General features: G+C 40.7%; 13 protein-coding genes. 9 read left to right on the forward strand and 4 right to left on the reverse strand.

What is annotated here, in order from left to right; genetic code table 11:
• The first annotated feature begins 212 nt into the window (after positions 1 to 212).
• Complete coding sequence (locus tag CWB78_RS09970) at positions 213 to 1,682, forward strand: DNA recombination protein RmuC (RefSeq protein ID WP_054201552.1); 1,470 nt, start codon at positions 213 to 215, stop codon at positions 1,680 to 1,682.
• 104 nt (positions 1,683 to 1,786) lie between these two features.
• Entirely contained in the window at positions 1,787 to 2,584 is a 798-nt protein-coding gene (locus CWB78_RS09975; RefSeq protein ID WP_138595333.1) for a DODA-type extradiol aromatic ring-opening family dioxygenase, read from the forward strand.
• 71 nt (positions 2,585 to 2,655) lie between these two features.
• Here CWB78_RS09975 and CWB78_RS09980 read toward each other — a convergent pair whose 3' ends face one another.
• Positions 2,656 to 3,519 carry an MBL fold metallo-hydrolase gene (locus CWB78_RS09980; protein ID WP_171040337.1) on the reverse strand — a complete coding sequence of 288 codons (864 nt, stop codon included), beginning with the start codon at positions 3,517 to 3,519 and terminating at the stop codon, positions 2,656 to 2,658.
• Positions 3,520 to 3,623: 104 nt separating this feature from the next.
• Here CWB78_RS09980 and CWB78_RS09985 point away from each other — a divergent pair, with 104 nt between their 5' ends.
• Positions 3,624 to 4,511, forward strand: a complete 888-nt coding sequence (locus CWB78_RS09985; RefSeq protein WP_138570354.1) for a LysR family transcriptional regulator — start codon at positions 3,624 to 3,626, stop codon at positions 4,509 to 4,511.
• Between the two features lie 134 nt (positions 4,512 to 4,645).
• Positions 4,646 to 6,976 (forward strand): S9 family peptidase, encoded by a 2,331-nt coding sequence (locus CWB78_RS09990; protein ID WP_138595337.1) that lies wholly within the window; start codon positions 4,646 to 4,648, stop codon positions 6,974 to 6,976.
• A 332-nt stretch (positions 6,977 to 7,308) separates the two neighbouring features.
• On the opposite strand, the gene CWB78_RS09995 is transcribed toward CWB78_RS09990, so the two are convergent.
• Complete coding sequence (locus CWB78_RS09995; protein WP_138595339.1) at positions 7,309 to 8,175, reverse strand: LysR family transcriptional regulator; 867 nt, start codon at positions 8,173 to 8,175, stop codon at positions 7,309 to 7,311.
• 100 nt (positions 8,176 to 8,275) lie between these two features.
• Between CWB78_RS09995 and CWB78_RS10000 the strand changes: the two genes are divergently transcribed.
• Both CWB78_RS10000 and CWB78_RS10005 read left to right on the forward strand, forming a co-directional pair.
• Positions 8,276 to 8,692: a VOC family protein gene (locus tag CWB78_RS10000; protein ID WP_138595341.1), complete on the forward strand. Its 417-nt coding sequence runs from the start codon at positions 8,276 to 8,278 to the stop codon at positions 8,690 to 8,692.
• Positions 8,689 to 9,630, forward strand: a complete 942-nt coding sequence (locus CWB78_RS10005; protein WP_138595343.1) for a 2-hydroxyacid dehydrogenase — start codon at positions 8,689 to 8,691, stop codon at positions 9,628 to 9,630. Before CWB78_RS10000 ends, CWB78_RS10005 begins: the two co-directional genes overlap by 4 nt.
• Positions 9,631 to 9,855: 225 nt before the next feature.
• On the opposite strand, the gene CWB78_RS10010 is transcribed toward CWB78_RS10005, so the two are convergent.
• Positions 9,856 to 10,167 carry a hypothetical protein gene (locus tag CWB78_RS10010; protein WP_138595345.1) on the reverse strand — a complete coding sequence of 104 codons (312 nt, stop codon included), beginning with the start codon at positions 10,165 to 10,167 and terminating at the stop codon, positions 9,856 to 9,858.
• A gap of 109 nt (positions 10,168 to 10,276) precedes the next feature.
• Here CWB78_RS10010 and nhaR point away from each other — a divergent pair, with 109 nt between their 5' ends.
• Complete coding sequence (gene nhaR, locus CWB78_RS10015) at positions 10,277 to 11,170, forward strand: transcriptional activator NhaR (RefSeq protein WP_138595347.1); 894 nt, start codon at positions 10,277 to 10,279, stop codon at positions 11,168 to 11,170.
• A 167-nt stretch (positions 11,171 to 11,337) separates the two neighbouring features.
• On the opposite strand, the gene CWB78_RS10020 is transcribed toward nhaR, so the two are convergent.
• Positions 11,338 to 12,147 (reverse strand): sulfite exporter TauE/SafE family protein, encoded by an 810-nt coding sequence (locus CWB78_RS10020; protein WP_138595349.1) that lies wholly within the window; start codon positions 12,145 to 12,147, stop codon positions 11,338 to 11,340.
• 445 nt (positions 12,148 to 12,592) lie between these two features.
• On the opposite strand from CWB78_RS10020, the gene CWB78_RS10025 reads away from it, so the two are divergent.
• Together CWB78_RS10025 and CWB78_RS10030 are read left to right on the forward strand one after the other, a co-directional pair.
• Complete coding sequence (locus tag CWB78_RS10025; protein ID WP_138595351.1) at positions 12,593 to 13,567, forward strand: DUF1852 domain-containing protein; 975 nt, start codon at positions 12,593 to 12,595, stop codon at positions 13,565 to 13,567.
• Between the two features lie 31 nt (positions 13,568 to 13,598).
• Positions 13,599 to 14,639 (forward strand): methionine synthase, encoded by a 1,041-nt coding sequence (locus CWB78_RS10030; RefSeq protein WP_058553254.1) that lies wholly within the window; start codon positions 13,599 to 13,601, stop codon positions 14,637 to 14,639.
• The last annotated feature ends 220 nt before the right edge of the window (positions 14,640 to 14,859 follow it).

Genomic DNA, 14,859 nt, shown 5'->3' on the forward strand with positions numbered 1-14,859 from the left:
AATCAATAATAGCTGGGTCTACTATTATGCTTGTAGTGATGTGTTGTTATACAAGTTTCATGTTGATTTCCCTGTTTGATTACTGATTAAGTAATATTGAGCCAGCTTTAATAGCTGGCTTTTTTTATGCGCTTAATTTAGTGCGTTACCCCTACTGCTAAAGAGCGTTATTCGTTATGATGGCATGTCACTAAATTTTAAAAGTTTATTTTATGTTTACTTCGTTTTTATCCCATTTAGATTGGTTAAGTGTAAGTGCTGGCGCTATAACAGGCATGGCTATTTGTGGTGTTGTATCAATGCAATTAAGCAAAAAAATAAAGCGCCAAGTAAATGAGCAACAACAACAGTTAATGTTATTACAAAGCCAGCATGAGCAAACACAAAGCCAATATGCCGCGTTGGTTGAAGAGCACGATTTATTAGGACTTACACATCAAGAGCAGCGGGATCAGTCTCAGCATTTTAAAACCCGTTTAACTGAGCAAGAAAAGCAAAGCCAACTTTATAATCAATATTGGCGTAAAGCCGAAGCCGAGCTAACCGCCCTGCGCGAGCAATACAATCTGCGCGATGTAGAGCTTAATAATATACGCACTACCCTTGAGCAAAAGCAGCAGCATTTTAGTGAACAACTCGCCCATATAGAGCAAAGTAAAGAAACGCTTAAAAAAGAATTTGAAAATTTAGCTAACCAAATATTAGAAGAAAAGTCGCAAAAATTTAAAACCCTCAATCAAGAAAGCATAGAGCAGTTACTTAAGCCGGTTCAAGGTGAGCTAAAAGGCTTTAGAGATAAAATGGAGTCTATTCACGTTGAAGACTTACAGCAACGTGCTGCACTTAAAACTGAGCTGCTGCATTTACAAGCCAAAAGCCAAGCAATTACCGAGCAGGCCGATAAGCTAAGCAATGCCTTACAAGGGCAAAAGAAAACCCAAGGTAATTGGGGCGAACTCATGCTAGAAAACGTGCTTGATAGCGCAGGCCTGCGCGCTGGCACCGATTACAAGCGAGAAGTGTCGTTTAATACCGAAGACGGCCGTTTGCGCCCTGATGTTGTGGTGTATTTACCTCAAGGTCGCCACTTAGTGATTGATGCAAAAACATCGTTAAATGCCTATACCCGTTATGTAAATGCCGAAACAGAGCTTGAGTCTCAACAAGCGATTAAAGAGCATGTAAATGCCGTAACTGCCCGTATAAATGAGCTGGCCAGTAAATCCTATGATCGCCTACCAGGTATAAACTCGCCTGAGGTTGTTATTATGTTTGTACCCATAGAATCCGCCTTTGTAGAAGCACTTAAATACCAAAGCGACATTTACCAGCAAGCAATAGAAAAAAACATTTTGGTTGCTACCCCTACTACCCTATTAACCAGTTTAAATATTGTTAAACAGTTATGGCGCTTTGAAGAGCAAACTAAATATTCAAAAGAGCTGGCTAATCGTGCTGAGCGTTTTTACAGTAAACTCAATGGCTTTTTAACCAGTATGGAAGGCGTGGGTAAACAGCTTGATAAAGCCAAAGAAACTTACGATAAAGCATTTTCTCAGTTATACCGTGGTAAAGGTAACTTAATTAAACAAGCCTCAGAATTTAAGGAGCTTGGTGTATCGGTGCAAAAAGAGTTACCTCAAGAAAGCGTTGAACGCGCTCACTTAGAGCTTGATGAATAAACACCGCACATAATTTTTGCGCACTGAGGTTGTGCGTTTATGTGGCTAGTTATTTACTGACGGCGCAGGCACTATAATAATACCTGTCCTTTAGGATTAACCACATGCAACGCCCAACCGTTTTTTTCATTTCTCATGGTGGCGGCCCAATGCCATTACTAGGTGATGCCAACCATGCAGAAATGCGATCCTGCTTAGAACAGGTTGCCGCTAAAATCCCAAAGCCCTCTGCTATTTTAATGGTCAGCGCGCATTGGGAAGCTCAACCAATTAGTATAACCGCGCACTCTTCACCGCCACTTATTTACGATTACTATGGTTTTCCTAAGCAGGCGTACCAATTAACTTACCCTTGTGCTGGCCAGCCGCAACTTGCTAATTTAGTACAGCAGGCGCTCGCAACACATAATATTGACTCAAAACTCGATTCACAGCGTGGTTTTGATCACGGTATGTTTGTACCGTTAAAAATTATGTACCCAGAGGCCGATATTCCCTGTGTGCAAATATCCTTGCATCCAAGCCTCGACCCGCTGTTGCATGTTGAAATTGGTAAAGCGCTGCAAAGTATTGATTACGATAACTTATTAATTATAGGCTCAGGCTTTACCTTCCATAATATGCGCGCTTTTGGTGTTACCCAATCAAGCGATGTTAATCAGCAAAACCTGGCATTTGAAAATTGGCTGGTAAGCACAATCGCAGATCAAACATTAACCGAGCAACAGCGTGAACAGCAATTATTAGCATGGCAGCAAGCTCCTGCTGCACGCTTTAATCACCCCAGAGAAGAGCACTTGTTACCGCTACATGTATGCTATGGCGCTGCTATGTGTGCAAGCACTGAGGTATTTGAATTAAATATTGCCAATAAGCGAGCCAGTATGTATTTGTGGCAATAATAAAAAACACGCCAGACTTTGCTAGGCGTGTTTTTGGTTCTTCTGCATTTATTGCAGCGGTTAAGCGGCAATTACCATTTCATTTCGCCTTTATGAACTTTAGCACCAATGCTAGGAGCCATAGGTAATACAGCCTCAGGGTATGAGTTGGTCATTTTATCTATCAGCAGCTTACTGCTATCACTACTTTGCTTAGCGTGTGCAAAATCCTTTAAATACTGGATTGAAAAATCAATATTTGCAGCATCTAATTGGGTGCCTGCTTTCATATGCCCTGGGATCACCACGTCAGGTTTAAGTGCTTTCATTTCATTAAGTTGTTTTGCCCAGGCATTTTGCGCTGCTTGAGTTTGCGCATCGGCCATCCATAAATGAACATTGGCGTATACAGCCACATTACCTAAAATAGCTTTGTTATCAGGTATCCATAAATAAGGACGATGATTATGCTCACCCTCTGTACCACGAATTTCAATGGTATGGCCTTCTATTTTTAAGCTATTACCATTAAATACCTCAGGAACAACGGGGTTTTTTGGGGCGTTTTCCCCCATTTTTGGCGTCCAGAAAGCAAGTTTACCTTTAAGCTTTGCTGCTATTTTTTGGTGCACTGCCGGTGTGGTTATAATCTTTGCGTCAGGAAAAAACTGCTGTAACACTTCAGCGCCAAAGTAGTAATCAGGATCGGCTTGGCTAATAAAAATAGTTTTTAGTTGTTTACCAGAGTCAATTACTTTGGCGGCAATGCGCAGTGCATCTGCTTTGGTAAATCCGGTATCAATTAAAATTGCATCGGTACGGCCATAAACCAGCGTGGCATTAACATGAAAGCTATTGCTGTCAGCGTTATACACATCAAGGGTTAGTGGGGTTTCGTCTGCAATAGCGATATTGCTGGCTAATAGTGTGCTTAGTAAAAGAGTGCGTAGGTTCATAGTATTCTCATCATTGGTTGCTAATGCGAGCATAATAAAGGTTTGATATGTTCAGAAAAACAACCAATAATTAGCATCATTGTTTCATAAATCGTGCAAATACTATGGATAAACTCACCGCAGCGCAGGTTTTTGTGGATGTTGCCTACTCAGGCAGTTTTACTGCTACTGCCGATCGGCTTGAAATGTCACGCCCTATGGTTACTCGTCATATTGAGTCGGCAGAGGCCTGGTTAAATACGCGCTTATTGCATCGCACTACCCGTAAAGTAACGCTTACCACCGCCGGCGAGGCCTGTTTACCCGAAATAGAGCAATGGTTAGCACAGGCTAACCGTTTAGTTGAACAAACTAAAAGCCAGCAACAGTTGTCAGGTAAAATACGAGTAGCGACCAGTATGTCGTTAGGTTTTGCACAATTAGCCCCTATATTTACACGTTTTATGAAACGTCACCCTAACGTGCAAATAGACATAGATCTTGAAGACTCAACCACAGATCTAATAGAGCAACGTGTTGATTTGGCAATACGTATTGCAGCCAATCCTGATCCTTCGTTAATAGGTAAACCTATTGCCGAGTGTGAATCTATATTAGTGGCCTCAGCCGACTACCTTGCTGATTATCCGCCAATAACGACACCACAACAGTTAAGCGCTCATCAGTGTTTAGGCTATAAAAACTTCGACCGATATATTTGGCATTTACACAACGGGGATGAGTTTCAATCTGTTGATGTTAAATGCAATTTAAGTGCAAACGAGGCCACCACATTACTTCATGCAGCCATAGCCGGTGGTGGTATTTCAGTACAGCCTACGTATTTGGCAAATCAATATATACTTGATGGTCGCTTGCAGCGTGTATTAGCGCCATGGACATTAAACCCAATGAAAATATATGTGCTTTACCCTTCTCGTCAGCATTTATCGGCAACAGTAAGAGCACTAATCGACACGCTCAGTGATGAATTTAAAAATCCAGCATGGTAATTAATTATAAAAGTTTGGGTTTAAACCATAGCTTTGTGCGTTAAGCATGCTGATATTGTGTAGGTTATTTTGTTACAGTAAATGTAATAAGCGCCTTAATCTATAAAGGTCAGCAGACCCAAGGAACAATAACAATGAATCTGATCAAAATATCGGGCTTGGCACTGGCCATTGTTGCGGGCTTAGGCTTGCAAGCATGTTCAAGTACCAGCATAACAACCAACAATAATGCAGCGATGAGCACCGTGAATAACCCATTAAGCCTAACGCAAATTTATAAAGATAAAGAATTTAAAACCCAGCGAAGCACTTACTTTAAGTGGCTAGACGATGGTACTGGCTACACTGTGCTTGAAGAGCGCGAAAGCGAAAAAGAAGATGATAACAACGCCGATGACGAAAAAGAGCACGGCGTAAAAGGCAACGACATTGTATTTTACAATGCTGACGGCACAGGCCGTAAAGTATTGGTTGAGTTTGAAAAGCTGTTGCCAGAGGGCGCAGACGAGCCATTCGCAATCGAAAGCTATCAGTGGTCAAAAGACGGTAAATGGCTGATGGTATTTACCAACAGTGAGCAAGTTTGGCGTTCGCGCAGCAGAGGCGACTTTTGGTTACTTAACCTTGAGACAAACCAATTACAGCAATTAGGTGGTAAAGACGTTGAGCCAACTAAGTTAATGTTTGCTAAGTTCTCGCCAGATAGCTCAAAAGTGGCTTACGTACGCGACAACAATATTTATATGCAATCGGTTGGCAGTAACGATGTAACTGCGCTCACAACCGATGGTAACGCCACCATTGTTAACGGTAATTTTGATTGGGTATACGAAGAAGAATTTACTATTGCTGATGGCTTTCGTTGGAGCCCAGATAACAAATCAATCGCCTATTGGCAGCTTGATACCAGTGACGTGAAGTTTTTCACTATGATCAACAACACTGACGAACTGTACCCTACCCTTAAAGAGTTCCCTTATCCTAAAGCGGGTGAAACCAACTCTGCCGTGCGTGTTGGTGTGGTAAGCCTTAGCGACAAACAAACCCGTTGGGCTGAGCTTGAAGGCGATAACCGCGACCGTTATATTCCGCGTATTAGCTGGGCAGGCACCGGTAATGAATTAATGATTCAAGACTTAAACCGCCCACAAAGCCATAACAAAGTGTGGTTGTTTGATTGGCAAAAGCAGCAACTGACCAAGATTTTAGAAGACAAAGACGATGCGTTTATAGAGTGGTTTTATAAAGCAAACTGGTCAAAAGACGGTGAGTTTTTTATTTGGCATAGCGAACGCGACGGCTGGCGTCATCTTTACCGTGTATCGCGCGATGGCAAAACTATTATCGACCTAACCCCTGGTGATTACGACATTATTGATATGCTGAGCATCAATGAAGATAAAAACGTAATGTATTTTATTGCCTCGCCAAACGATCCTGGTCAGCGTTATTTATACAGCACACCGCTTGATGGCAGCAGCAAACCGGTACGGGTCACACCTGCTGAGTTTGAAGGCTCAAACAGCTACTACATGTCAAAAGATGCCTCATGGGCTATGCACACTTACTCAAAATTTGGTAAGCCACCGACTAAAGAGATTATTAAAGTGGCAGATCATAGTAATGTAAAAACCTTAGTTGAAAATACAAAGCTTAAACAAAAACTGGCTGAACAAAGCTTACCAAAGCATGAGTTTTTTAAAGTAAACGCGCAAGATGGCACCGAGCTTGACGGCTACATTATGTTCCCAGAGAACATGGATAAAAGTAAAAAATACCCGATTGTTTTTTACGTATACGGTGAACCATGGGGTTCAACCGTGCAAGACCGCTGGGAAGGTAACAGTTACTTATATAAATCGTTACTAACGCAAAAAGGCTTTATTGTGGCATCGGTTGATAACCGTGGTACACGTGCACCAAAAGGCCGAGATTGGCGCAAATCGATTTATAAAAAAATCGGCTCAATTACCGTACAAGACCAAGTAGACGCCCTAGATGCTATGGCTAAACGCTGGGATGTAATAGACACTGACCGCGTTGGCGTGTGGGGGCATTCAGGGGGCGGTAGTTCAACCCTTAACTTATTGTTCCGCCACGGTGATAAATTTAAAGTAGGCATTGCCTCAGCACCCGTGCCAGACATTCGTTTATACGACACCATTTACCAAGAGCGTTATGCAGGCAATCCAAACACCGATCCTGAGAGTTACGATAACACCTCGCCGATTACCTTTGCTAAAAACCTAACCGGGAAGCTATTGCTTATTCACGGCACAGGCGATGATAACGTGCATTATCAAGGCTCAGAACGCTTAATTGACGAACTCGTTAAGCACAACAAACAGTTTGAGTTTTTCTCATACCCTAACCGCTCACACAGCTTGCGCGAAGGCAAAGGCACCACTTTGCATTACCATACTATGATGGCTGACTTTTTTGAGAAGAATCTATTGAATCAGTAGTTTGATTAGTTAGTTTAAATACTAAAAAGCCACACACTAACAAATAGTGTGTGGCTTTTTTAATCAAAATGTAATGGGGGTTTACAGCGGGGTTTAAAGATTTTTAGTTACTGATACTTATACTCGAAAAGTTTAATTTATCGATATATATAAGCGGTAATATTTGCTGAACCGTGCGTGAGATTGATATCTCTTGTAGTTGACTTGCTCGGACTTTAAGCAAATGCTCAGTAGCTGAATTATTTTGCTCACTTTCTGCCAAAGCTAGCCTTCCTCCGTTTATTAAAACTACAACCAAGTGACTTTTATAATCAGGAAAGTACTAGTGAACTTTATTGGTTATCTTGCAAAATAGCGTCTAATAAGGCTTTTATAAGCGGCTCTTTACCTACTTTCAAATGAGAGATGAGGCTAATATGGCGTAAATATTTACTTCCTGAAATTGGTAACACTTTGATATTGTGCTTTCCTTCTTCTAAACCCTTAAATATTGGCATCAAAGAAACTCCCATACCGCGACCCACCATTAGTGCTATTGATTCTAAAGCGTCAATTTCACATAGAGGTTTAACATGAATATCTTTATCAATTAAATATGAGTCTGCAATTGCTCCGCCCCAAGCAGAACGATCATACTGAATGAAAGGCATTGTAATTAAAGACTCTTCTACGTTAAGTTTATTTTCTAAGCTGCACACAAAGCCAAGCTTTTCAGAATAAAGAGGTGTTATTTTTAGGTATTTTGGACAAATAAATGGAGGTGTAACAATTATAATGACATCTAATTTTTTTTCGACCAGTTGTTTATATAAATAAGCAGACGTCCCTGGAAATATCTGTAAAGAAAGGTTAGGAGCACTTGTCGTCAAATATTGAATTGTACTGGGTAATAATCCGGTTAGCACCGTTGAAATGGCACCTAATTTTAACTCTCCAGATAAACCAGTCTCATCTAAGTCACTTTGAAGAGCATCAACTTCAGAAACTAAGCGTTTTAATCTAGGTAAAATCTTTAAACATTCTGACGTTGGAGTTGCGCTGTGTCCTGCACGGTTGAGTAACTTGCAAGCCAAAGAGTTTTCTAATGCTTTAATTCTCTGACTAACAGCTGCAGGAGTTAACATTTGATTCCTAGCGGCAGCCGCAATTGAACCAGTATCAACAACTTCTATTAAGCTTGATATAAAACGAATGTCCAAAACAAATTCTTATGGTCGAAGTAAAAATAATATAGTAAATCTTTCGGTGTTTGAATGCTATTTTATAGTTAAATTATATTTAAATTAACTAGGATTCTTCATGGAAAAAGCGATCTTTCATTTAGCGTTAAATGTCACAGACTTGAAAAAAGCATGCGATTTCTATGGTGACTTATTGGGTGCAGAACAGGGGAGAAGTACCGAAAGCTGGGTTGATTTCAACTTTTTCGGACATCAATTATCTTTGCACATAGGCATCCCATTGAGTTCAGAGTATACCGGTAAAGTTGATGGTACCGCGGTACCTATGCCACACTTTGGTGTAATCTTGCCTATAAATATGTGGAAGCGATTAGCGGAAAAGTTAAAAACCGCAAACATTGAATTTATTATTCCGCCATCACTTCGTTTTAAAGGCCAACCTGGAGAGCAATACACTATGTTCTTTCTAGATCCGTTTGGAAATCCAATAGAGCTTAAGGGTTTTTTACAAATGGATGAGGTTTTTAATACATGAGAATTATTGTTTTCGTAAGTAGATTAAATGTAGAGGTTCAGTCTCAATGGTTAACTATGCTTAAAAAACAGTTAACTAATGAAACAATACTCTTGCCTCATCAGATTAGTGAATCACAGGTTAAAGATGTTGATATTGCAATTGTTGCAAACCCAGATCCAAAAGACCTAGAAAGGTTTGTTAATTTAGTATGGGTACAAAGCTTATGGGCAGGTGTAGAGCGATTAATTAATGATTTACCTAGAAAACAGGTAAAATTGGTTAAATTAGATGATCCACAGTTATCAAAAACGATGGCTGAATCAGTTCTTGCTTGGACTCTATATTTACAACGGAATATGCCTGAGTACGCTCAACAGCAAAATAATAAGCAATGGAACCAATTACCTTGTGTGACATCAAACGAGCTCCGAGTGAGTATATTGGGTGCAGGCAAACTTGGCATTGCAGCTTTAGGTATGCTTAAAAAATTAGATTATCAAGTAAGCTGTTGGAGCAGAACTAAAAAGCAGTTTAATGGTATTAGTAGTTACTCAAGCTTTAGTGGTTTGCAAAAGATGTTAAGCAAAACAGATATTCTGATCAATTTATTACCACTAACACAGCATACTTATCATCTTCTTGGTAAAGCGTTATTAAGTGAACTTCCTACTGGAGCAAAGCTTATAAATTTCTCACGTGGCGCTGTGGTTGACATGAAAGGCTTACTGGAGTTACTAGAAACGAGGCATTTATCTCATGCTGTTCTGGATGTATTTGAAAAAGAACCTTTAGAATCGTCAGATCCTATTTGGAGTAATACTAATATTACAGTGTTACCGCATATCTCAGCTCCAACCAATATTTCTTCGGCAACTAAAGTTGTTGCTCAAAATATAGAAAAGTATCGAGAGAATAATGTTATTCCTAACCCCGTAAACGTTAGCGCTGGATATTAAAAGAATATTTTAATCTTCTGTAATCAAAATGGTGCGGGGGTTTACAAAGCATAAGTTGGGTAGAGTGTAACGAAACCCAACAAAGAAAGGCGGCTTTGCTCAATAGCAATGCGCTAAAGGCTCAACAGGTAATAAGTGAATCGTTTAATACTAAACATGGCTTGGAATTAGAGTCGTATTAAAAGAGTAGCATCCATGCCACTGCAAGTGCGATATTAATAAAAATTAAGAGCTTGGTTGCGAAGGTTGATACTTATTAACGAGAATGTGCTGCAAACTTTTAAGTGCCCGCTTTATCGCTTGCAGCATACTTCTTCCTTTTGTATTTACATTAATACTGGGTAGCCCAGGCAAAAGAATATTAATTTTGCATTGCTGCAAAGTGCCGTGGCGCTCACTCGAAAGATCATTTATTTGAATCTCTACTTTACGAATATTTAAAGCATGTTTTGCCAATTGGCTTTTTATCAACTTCAAAAGCGACATCTTTTCACTTGCGTTAATTATCTTGTCTTTAACTGTAAGTTTTAGCTTCATGCAATTACACCTTTTAATAGTAACTATGTTGCAGGCATGACTGTAATCTACTAACTTAGTGGCAAAGGAAAAAGCTGATTATTTCTTACTTTAAAACAGGTATTTTCGAATGATTACCAACATCAACTACAATCACTTATATTATTTTTGGCAGGTAAGTAAGCACGGCAGTATTGCTGCGGCGAGTAAAATACTTAATTTAACGCCGCAAACGGTCAGCTCACAAATTACTAACTTAGAGCAACGATTAGGAAAACCACTGTTTGTTCGCCAAGGCCGAGGCCTACAGCTAACTGAATTTGGCCATGTAACTCAGCAATACACCAATGATATGTTTGCTATTGCTCACGAATGGCTAGAAACCACGCAAGGTGATACCACGCAATACTCACGAACGTTAAAGGTCGGTATTTCAGACGTGTTGCCTAAATCACTGGTGTCGAAGTGGCTAGCGCCTTTAATTAATAACGACCGTATTACCAACTTGCACTGTATTGACGGCCAACAAGATGAGCTGCTGGCACAAATGGCGATTCATAAGATCGATTTAGTGTTAGCTGATAAACCACTCGATACTACCTTGTCATTTAAGGCGTTTTGTCATGAAATAGGCAAAAGCCAAATCGCTCTTTTTGGTAACGAAACATGGCATTCGCAATTACATAAGCAGTTTCCGCAGTCTTTAAACAACAAGCCTTTAGTGCTCCCCGCAAAAGAAAGCCCCGTCGCGCGTGCTATTTATTATTGGCTGCAAGAGCAAGAGATTGAAATGACAATAGCAGGCCATGTTGACGACAGCGCATTAATGAAATCACTCGGTGAGCAAGGGTTCGGGATATTCCCTGCGCCTATTTTGGTAAAAGCCGAAGTGGAGCGCCATTACGGCGTAAATTACATTGGTACAATTGATAATGTTTATCAGCATTATTATGCCTTTACGCCCGACAGGCTCATTAAAGACAGTATTTATGATGAATTTATAAAGCATGCGCAAATGACGTAGATTTTAGTTAATCGTTTTAAGATTGACGGGCGTCGGGGTGCGGGTTACGGGGGGGCTAAAGGCTATTATTTAACCTCGACGCGGGGTGAACCCGCTGCTACTAGTAGTTAATATTCTAGGTAGTAGCGGCTTTATGCCGCGTCTTTTTAAGGCTCATATAAATGCTCTTATCGAGTAAACATATTAATTGCCATTACAATTAATAAGCCGGCAAATATTTTCTTTATAGTTGAAACTGGCAAATAATGGGTAGCTTTAGCGCCGAGTGGTGCGGTAAACCATGAGGTGCATACAATACCCAATAAAGCGGGCAAATATACAAAGCCTGCAAATCCTTCTTTTAGGCTAAATAACTGGCTGCCTGAACTGATATAACCCATTGAACCAAACAGGGCTATCACAATGCCTGAGGCCGAGGCGCAGCCAATGGCTTTTTTCATATCAACAGAAAAAAACGTCAGTAACGGCACTAATACTGCCCCGCCGCCAATACCTATCATGGCAGATAACCCACCGGTTATGATCGTATAAACGCTTAGCAACCCTTTGTTTGGTAACGAGCGTGCTATTGCTGAATCATTCTTACCAGAAAAAATCATTTTTAGTGCAATTAACACCACACTTACAGCAAACACCAAACGCACTACATGCTCAGGTAACAGCGCGGCCATAAAGCCACTAATGAGCGCGCCAAAGGCAACGCCTGCCATAACCCAAGGTGCAATATCCCACGGTACATTGCCATTTTTATGATGCGCAATAGCCGACGAGGTCGAAGTAAATAAAATAGAGGCCAGCGAAGTCGCAATGGCAACCACCACTACTTGTTCAGGTGGCAAAGCATTAAAGTGCAGTAATATCATGCTGAGTATGGGCACAATCACCAGCCCGCCCCCTATTCCTAATAAGCCAGCTAAAAAACCAACACCGCTACCTAATATGGCGCAGTATATAATTAACACTATTAAATCACTCATTCCTTTTATCTCTTCTTATGTTGTGGAAAGTTCTGCGACGGCGAGCTGCTTAATAAAGCGCTTAAGCTCACCTAAGTTTATTCGAGTATATCAACAACCGTTTATGCAAATTGGACTTTAAGTACTTATGAGCATTGAATAATACTCACGTTTTGTATGAATAAATCACAACACCCGTAAAAGCATCTAGAAATCTAGACTTCTAAAGTGGGTTTTGTCTGAGTGGGAGCGTCTACTAGCCTAATTTATCCATTCAACTTTGTTAAAGAATGAATCTGGCTCATGTTTTACCTGAAATAATACCGTTTTTCTTCATGCTACATAGCGCGTATAAATTTATTAACTCTGCAAAGCACCATTACAGTTATCCCGTTAGTTTGGTTTTAACAGCGAGTAATGTGTCATTGATAAAAGCAGTAACAACTCAAATTGAAAGGATACGGCTATGAGCACTGATCTTACATTTACTATTAAAAGCACTAACTTGGATGAAAACTACCATCCATCAAATAACACACGTATTACGACCAATTTCGCTAATTTAGCTAGGGGTGAAAGCCGCCAACAAAACCTGCGTAATACCCTAAAAATGATCAACAATCGTTTTAATGCACTGGCCAGTTGGGATAACCCACAAGGGGATCGTTACGAGGTTGAGCTAGAGATCATTTCGGTCGATTTAGACATTGCAAGCAATGGTCAGGCATTTCCGTCAATTGAGGTATTAAAAACTAATATTATTGACCGCCAAACTAACGAGCGAATTGAAGGCATGGTGGGTAATAACTTTTCATCGTATGTGCGCGACTACGACTTTAGCGTGTTATTGCTTGAGCATAACAAAAGCAAACCGCAATTTAGTATCCCTGATAACTTTGGTGACTTACACGGCAAGTTGTTTAAATGCTTTGTAAACTCAAATACCTATAAACAGCACTTTAAAAAGCCACCGGTTATATGTTTAAGCGTGTCTGATAACAAAACCTATCAGCAAACCGAAAACTTACACCCTATTTTAGGCGTAGAGTATCAGCCTAATGAGTCGTCGTTAACTGAGCAATACTTTAAAAAAATGGGCTTACAAGTGCGCTACTTTATGCCACCAAACAGCGTTGCGCCGTTAGCGTTTTACTTTTTTGGTGACCTACTTAACGACTACAGCAACCTTGAACTAATTAGCACCATTAGCACCATGGAAACGTTTCAAAAAATTTATCGTCCAGAAATTTATAACGCTAATGCCGCCGCAGGTAGTCGTTATAAACCGAATTTAAAAAATGACGATCATTCATTAACGCAAATTGTGTATGACCGCGCAGAACGAGGTCAATTAGCGGTTGAGCAAGGCAAATTTACCGAGCAGCATTTTATTAAGCCTTATCAGTCAGTACTGCAGCAGTTCTCAGCAAGTATCGCTTAATTACACAACAAGATTAAAGGCAGCATTTATTATGAAAAAACTATTACCTACATCATCAGCAGGCAGCTTGCCAAAACCGTCATGGCTTGCTGAGCCCGAAACCTTATGGTCACCGTGGAAATTACAAGGTAGCGAGCTGGTAGATGGCAAACACGACGCTCTGCGTATTTCCCTGCACGAGCAACAAACTGCAGGCGTAGATATAGTCAGCGATGGCGAACAAACTCGTCAGCACTTTGTAACCACCTTTATTGAGCACTTAAATGGCGTTGATTTTGAAAACCGTAAAACAGTTAAAATTCGCGACCGTTACGACGCCAGCGTACCCACAGTGGTTGGCCCTGTGTCTCGTACTAAATCGGTATTTGTTGAAGACGCCAAGTTTTTACGCCAGCAAACCAGCCAACCAATTAAATGGGCACTGCCTGGGCCAATGACCATGATCGACACCCTGTATGACGATCACTATAAAAGCCGTGAAAAACTAGCGTGGGAATTTGCTAAAATACTCAACCAAGAAGCCAAAGAGCTAGAAGCCGCAGGGGTCGATATAATTCAATTTGATGAACCCGCTTTTAACGTGTTTTTTGACGAGGTAAACGACTGGGGCATAGCCTGCCTTGAGCGAGCCATAGAGGGGTTAAAATGCGAAACTGCCGTGCATATTTGCTACGGCTACGGCATTAAAGCCAACACCGATTGGAAGAAAACCCTCGGCACAGAGTGGCGACAATACGAAGAAGTATTCCCTAAGCTGCAAAAATCTAATATTGATATTATTTCGCTAGAATGCCAAAACTCACATGTACCTATAGAGCTACTCGAACTCGTACGCGGTAAAAAAATAATGGTGGGCGCAATCGATGTAGCCACCAATACTATAGAAACCCCTGAAGAGGTGGCCAAAACTCTACGCGAAGCACTTAAATATGTAGATGCCGACAAACTCTACCCATGCACCAACTGCGGCATGGCCCCCCTGCCCCGCAATATTGCAAACGGTAAGCTCAACGCCCTAAGCAAAGGCGCAGAGTTAGTACGTAACGAACTATTAGCAGCAAATGTCGCTTAATTTTTAGTTATAGCTGCTGCAAAAAAGCCACACCTTAACACATGTTGAGGTGTGGCTTTTTTAATCAAAATGTAACGGGGGTTTACACCGCAAGGTGAAAGCTAAAAGGTGCTAGGTGAAAGGTTTAAGTTCGTTGAATATTGGTTGGGTTGAGTGCAACAAACCTAGCAAAAGTAATTAAACTTAACCGAGCCGCTAGGTATTATCGATTTGAAAGTAC

Source organism: Pseudoalteromonas sp. S1612, from assembly GCF_005887175.1.
Lineage (GTDB): Bacteria > Pseudomonadota > Gammaproteobacteria > Enterobacterales > Alteromonadaceae > Pseudoalteromonas > Pseudoalteromonas undina.

What these genes read in the sequence shown, in the direction of transcription:
- CWB78_RS09970 (WP_054201552.1), top strand. Translation starts at nt 213, where the DNA reads ATGTTTACTTCGTTTTTATCCCATTTAGATTGGTTAAGTGTAAGTGCT.
- CWB78_RS09975 (WP_138595333.1), top strand. Translation starts at nt 1,787, where the DNA reads ATGCAACGCCCAACCGTTTTTTTCATTTCTCATGGTGGCGGCCCAATG.
- CWB78_RS09980 (WP_171040337.1), bottom strand. Translation starts at nt 3,519, where the DNA reads ATGAACCTACGCACTCTTTTACTAAGCACACTATTAGCCAGCAATATC.
- CWB78_RS09985 (WP_138570354.1), top strand. Translation starts at nt 3,624, where the DNA reads ATGGATAAACTCACCGCAGCGCAGGTTTTTGTGGATGTTGCCTACTCA.
- CWB78_RS09990 (WP_138595337.1), top strand. Translation starts at nt 4,646, where the DNA reads ATGAATCTGATCAAAATATCGGGCTTGGCACTGGCCATTGTTGCGGGC.
- CWB78_RS10000 (WP_138595341.1), top strand. Translation starts at nt 8,276, where the DNA reads ATGGAAAAAGCGATCTTTCATTTAGCGTTAAATGTCACAGACTTGAAA.
- CWB78_RS10005 (WP_138595343.1), top strand. Translation starts at nt 8,689, where the DNA reads ATGAGAATTATTGTTTTCGTAAGTAGATTAAATGTAGAGGTTCAGTCT.
- CWB78_RS10010 (WP_138595345.1), bottom strand. Translation starts at nt 10,167, where the DNA reads ATGAAGCTAAAACTTACAGTTAAAGACAAGATAATTAACGCAAGTGAA.
- nhaR (WP_138595347.1), top strand. Translation starts at nt 10,277, where the DNA reads ATGATTACCAACATCAACTACAATCACTTATATTATTTTTGGCAGGTA.
- CWB78_RS10020 (WP_138595349.1), bottom strand. Translation starts at nt 12,147, where the DNA reads ATGAGTGATTTAATAGTGTTAATTATATACTGCGCCATATTAGGTAGC.
- CWB78_RS10025 (WP_138595351.1), top strand. Translation starts at nt 12,593, where the DNA reads ATGAGCACTGATCTTACATTTACTATTAAAAGCACTAACTTGGATGAA.
- CWB78_RS10030 (WP_058553254.1), top strand. Translation starts at nt 13,599, where the DNA reads ATGAAAAAACTATTACCTACATCATCAGCAGGCAGCTTGCCAAAACCG.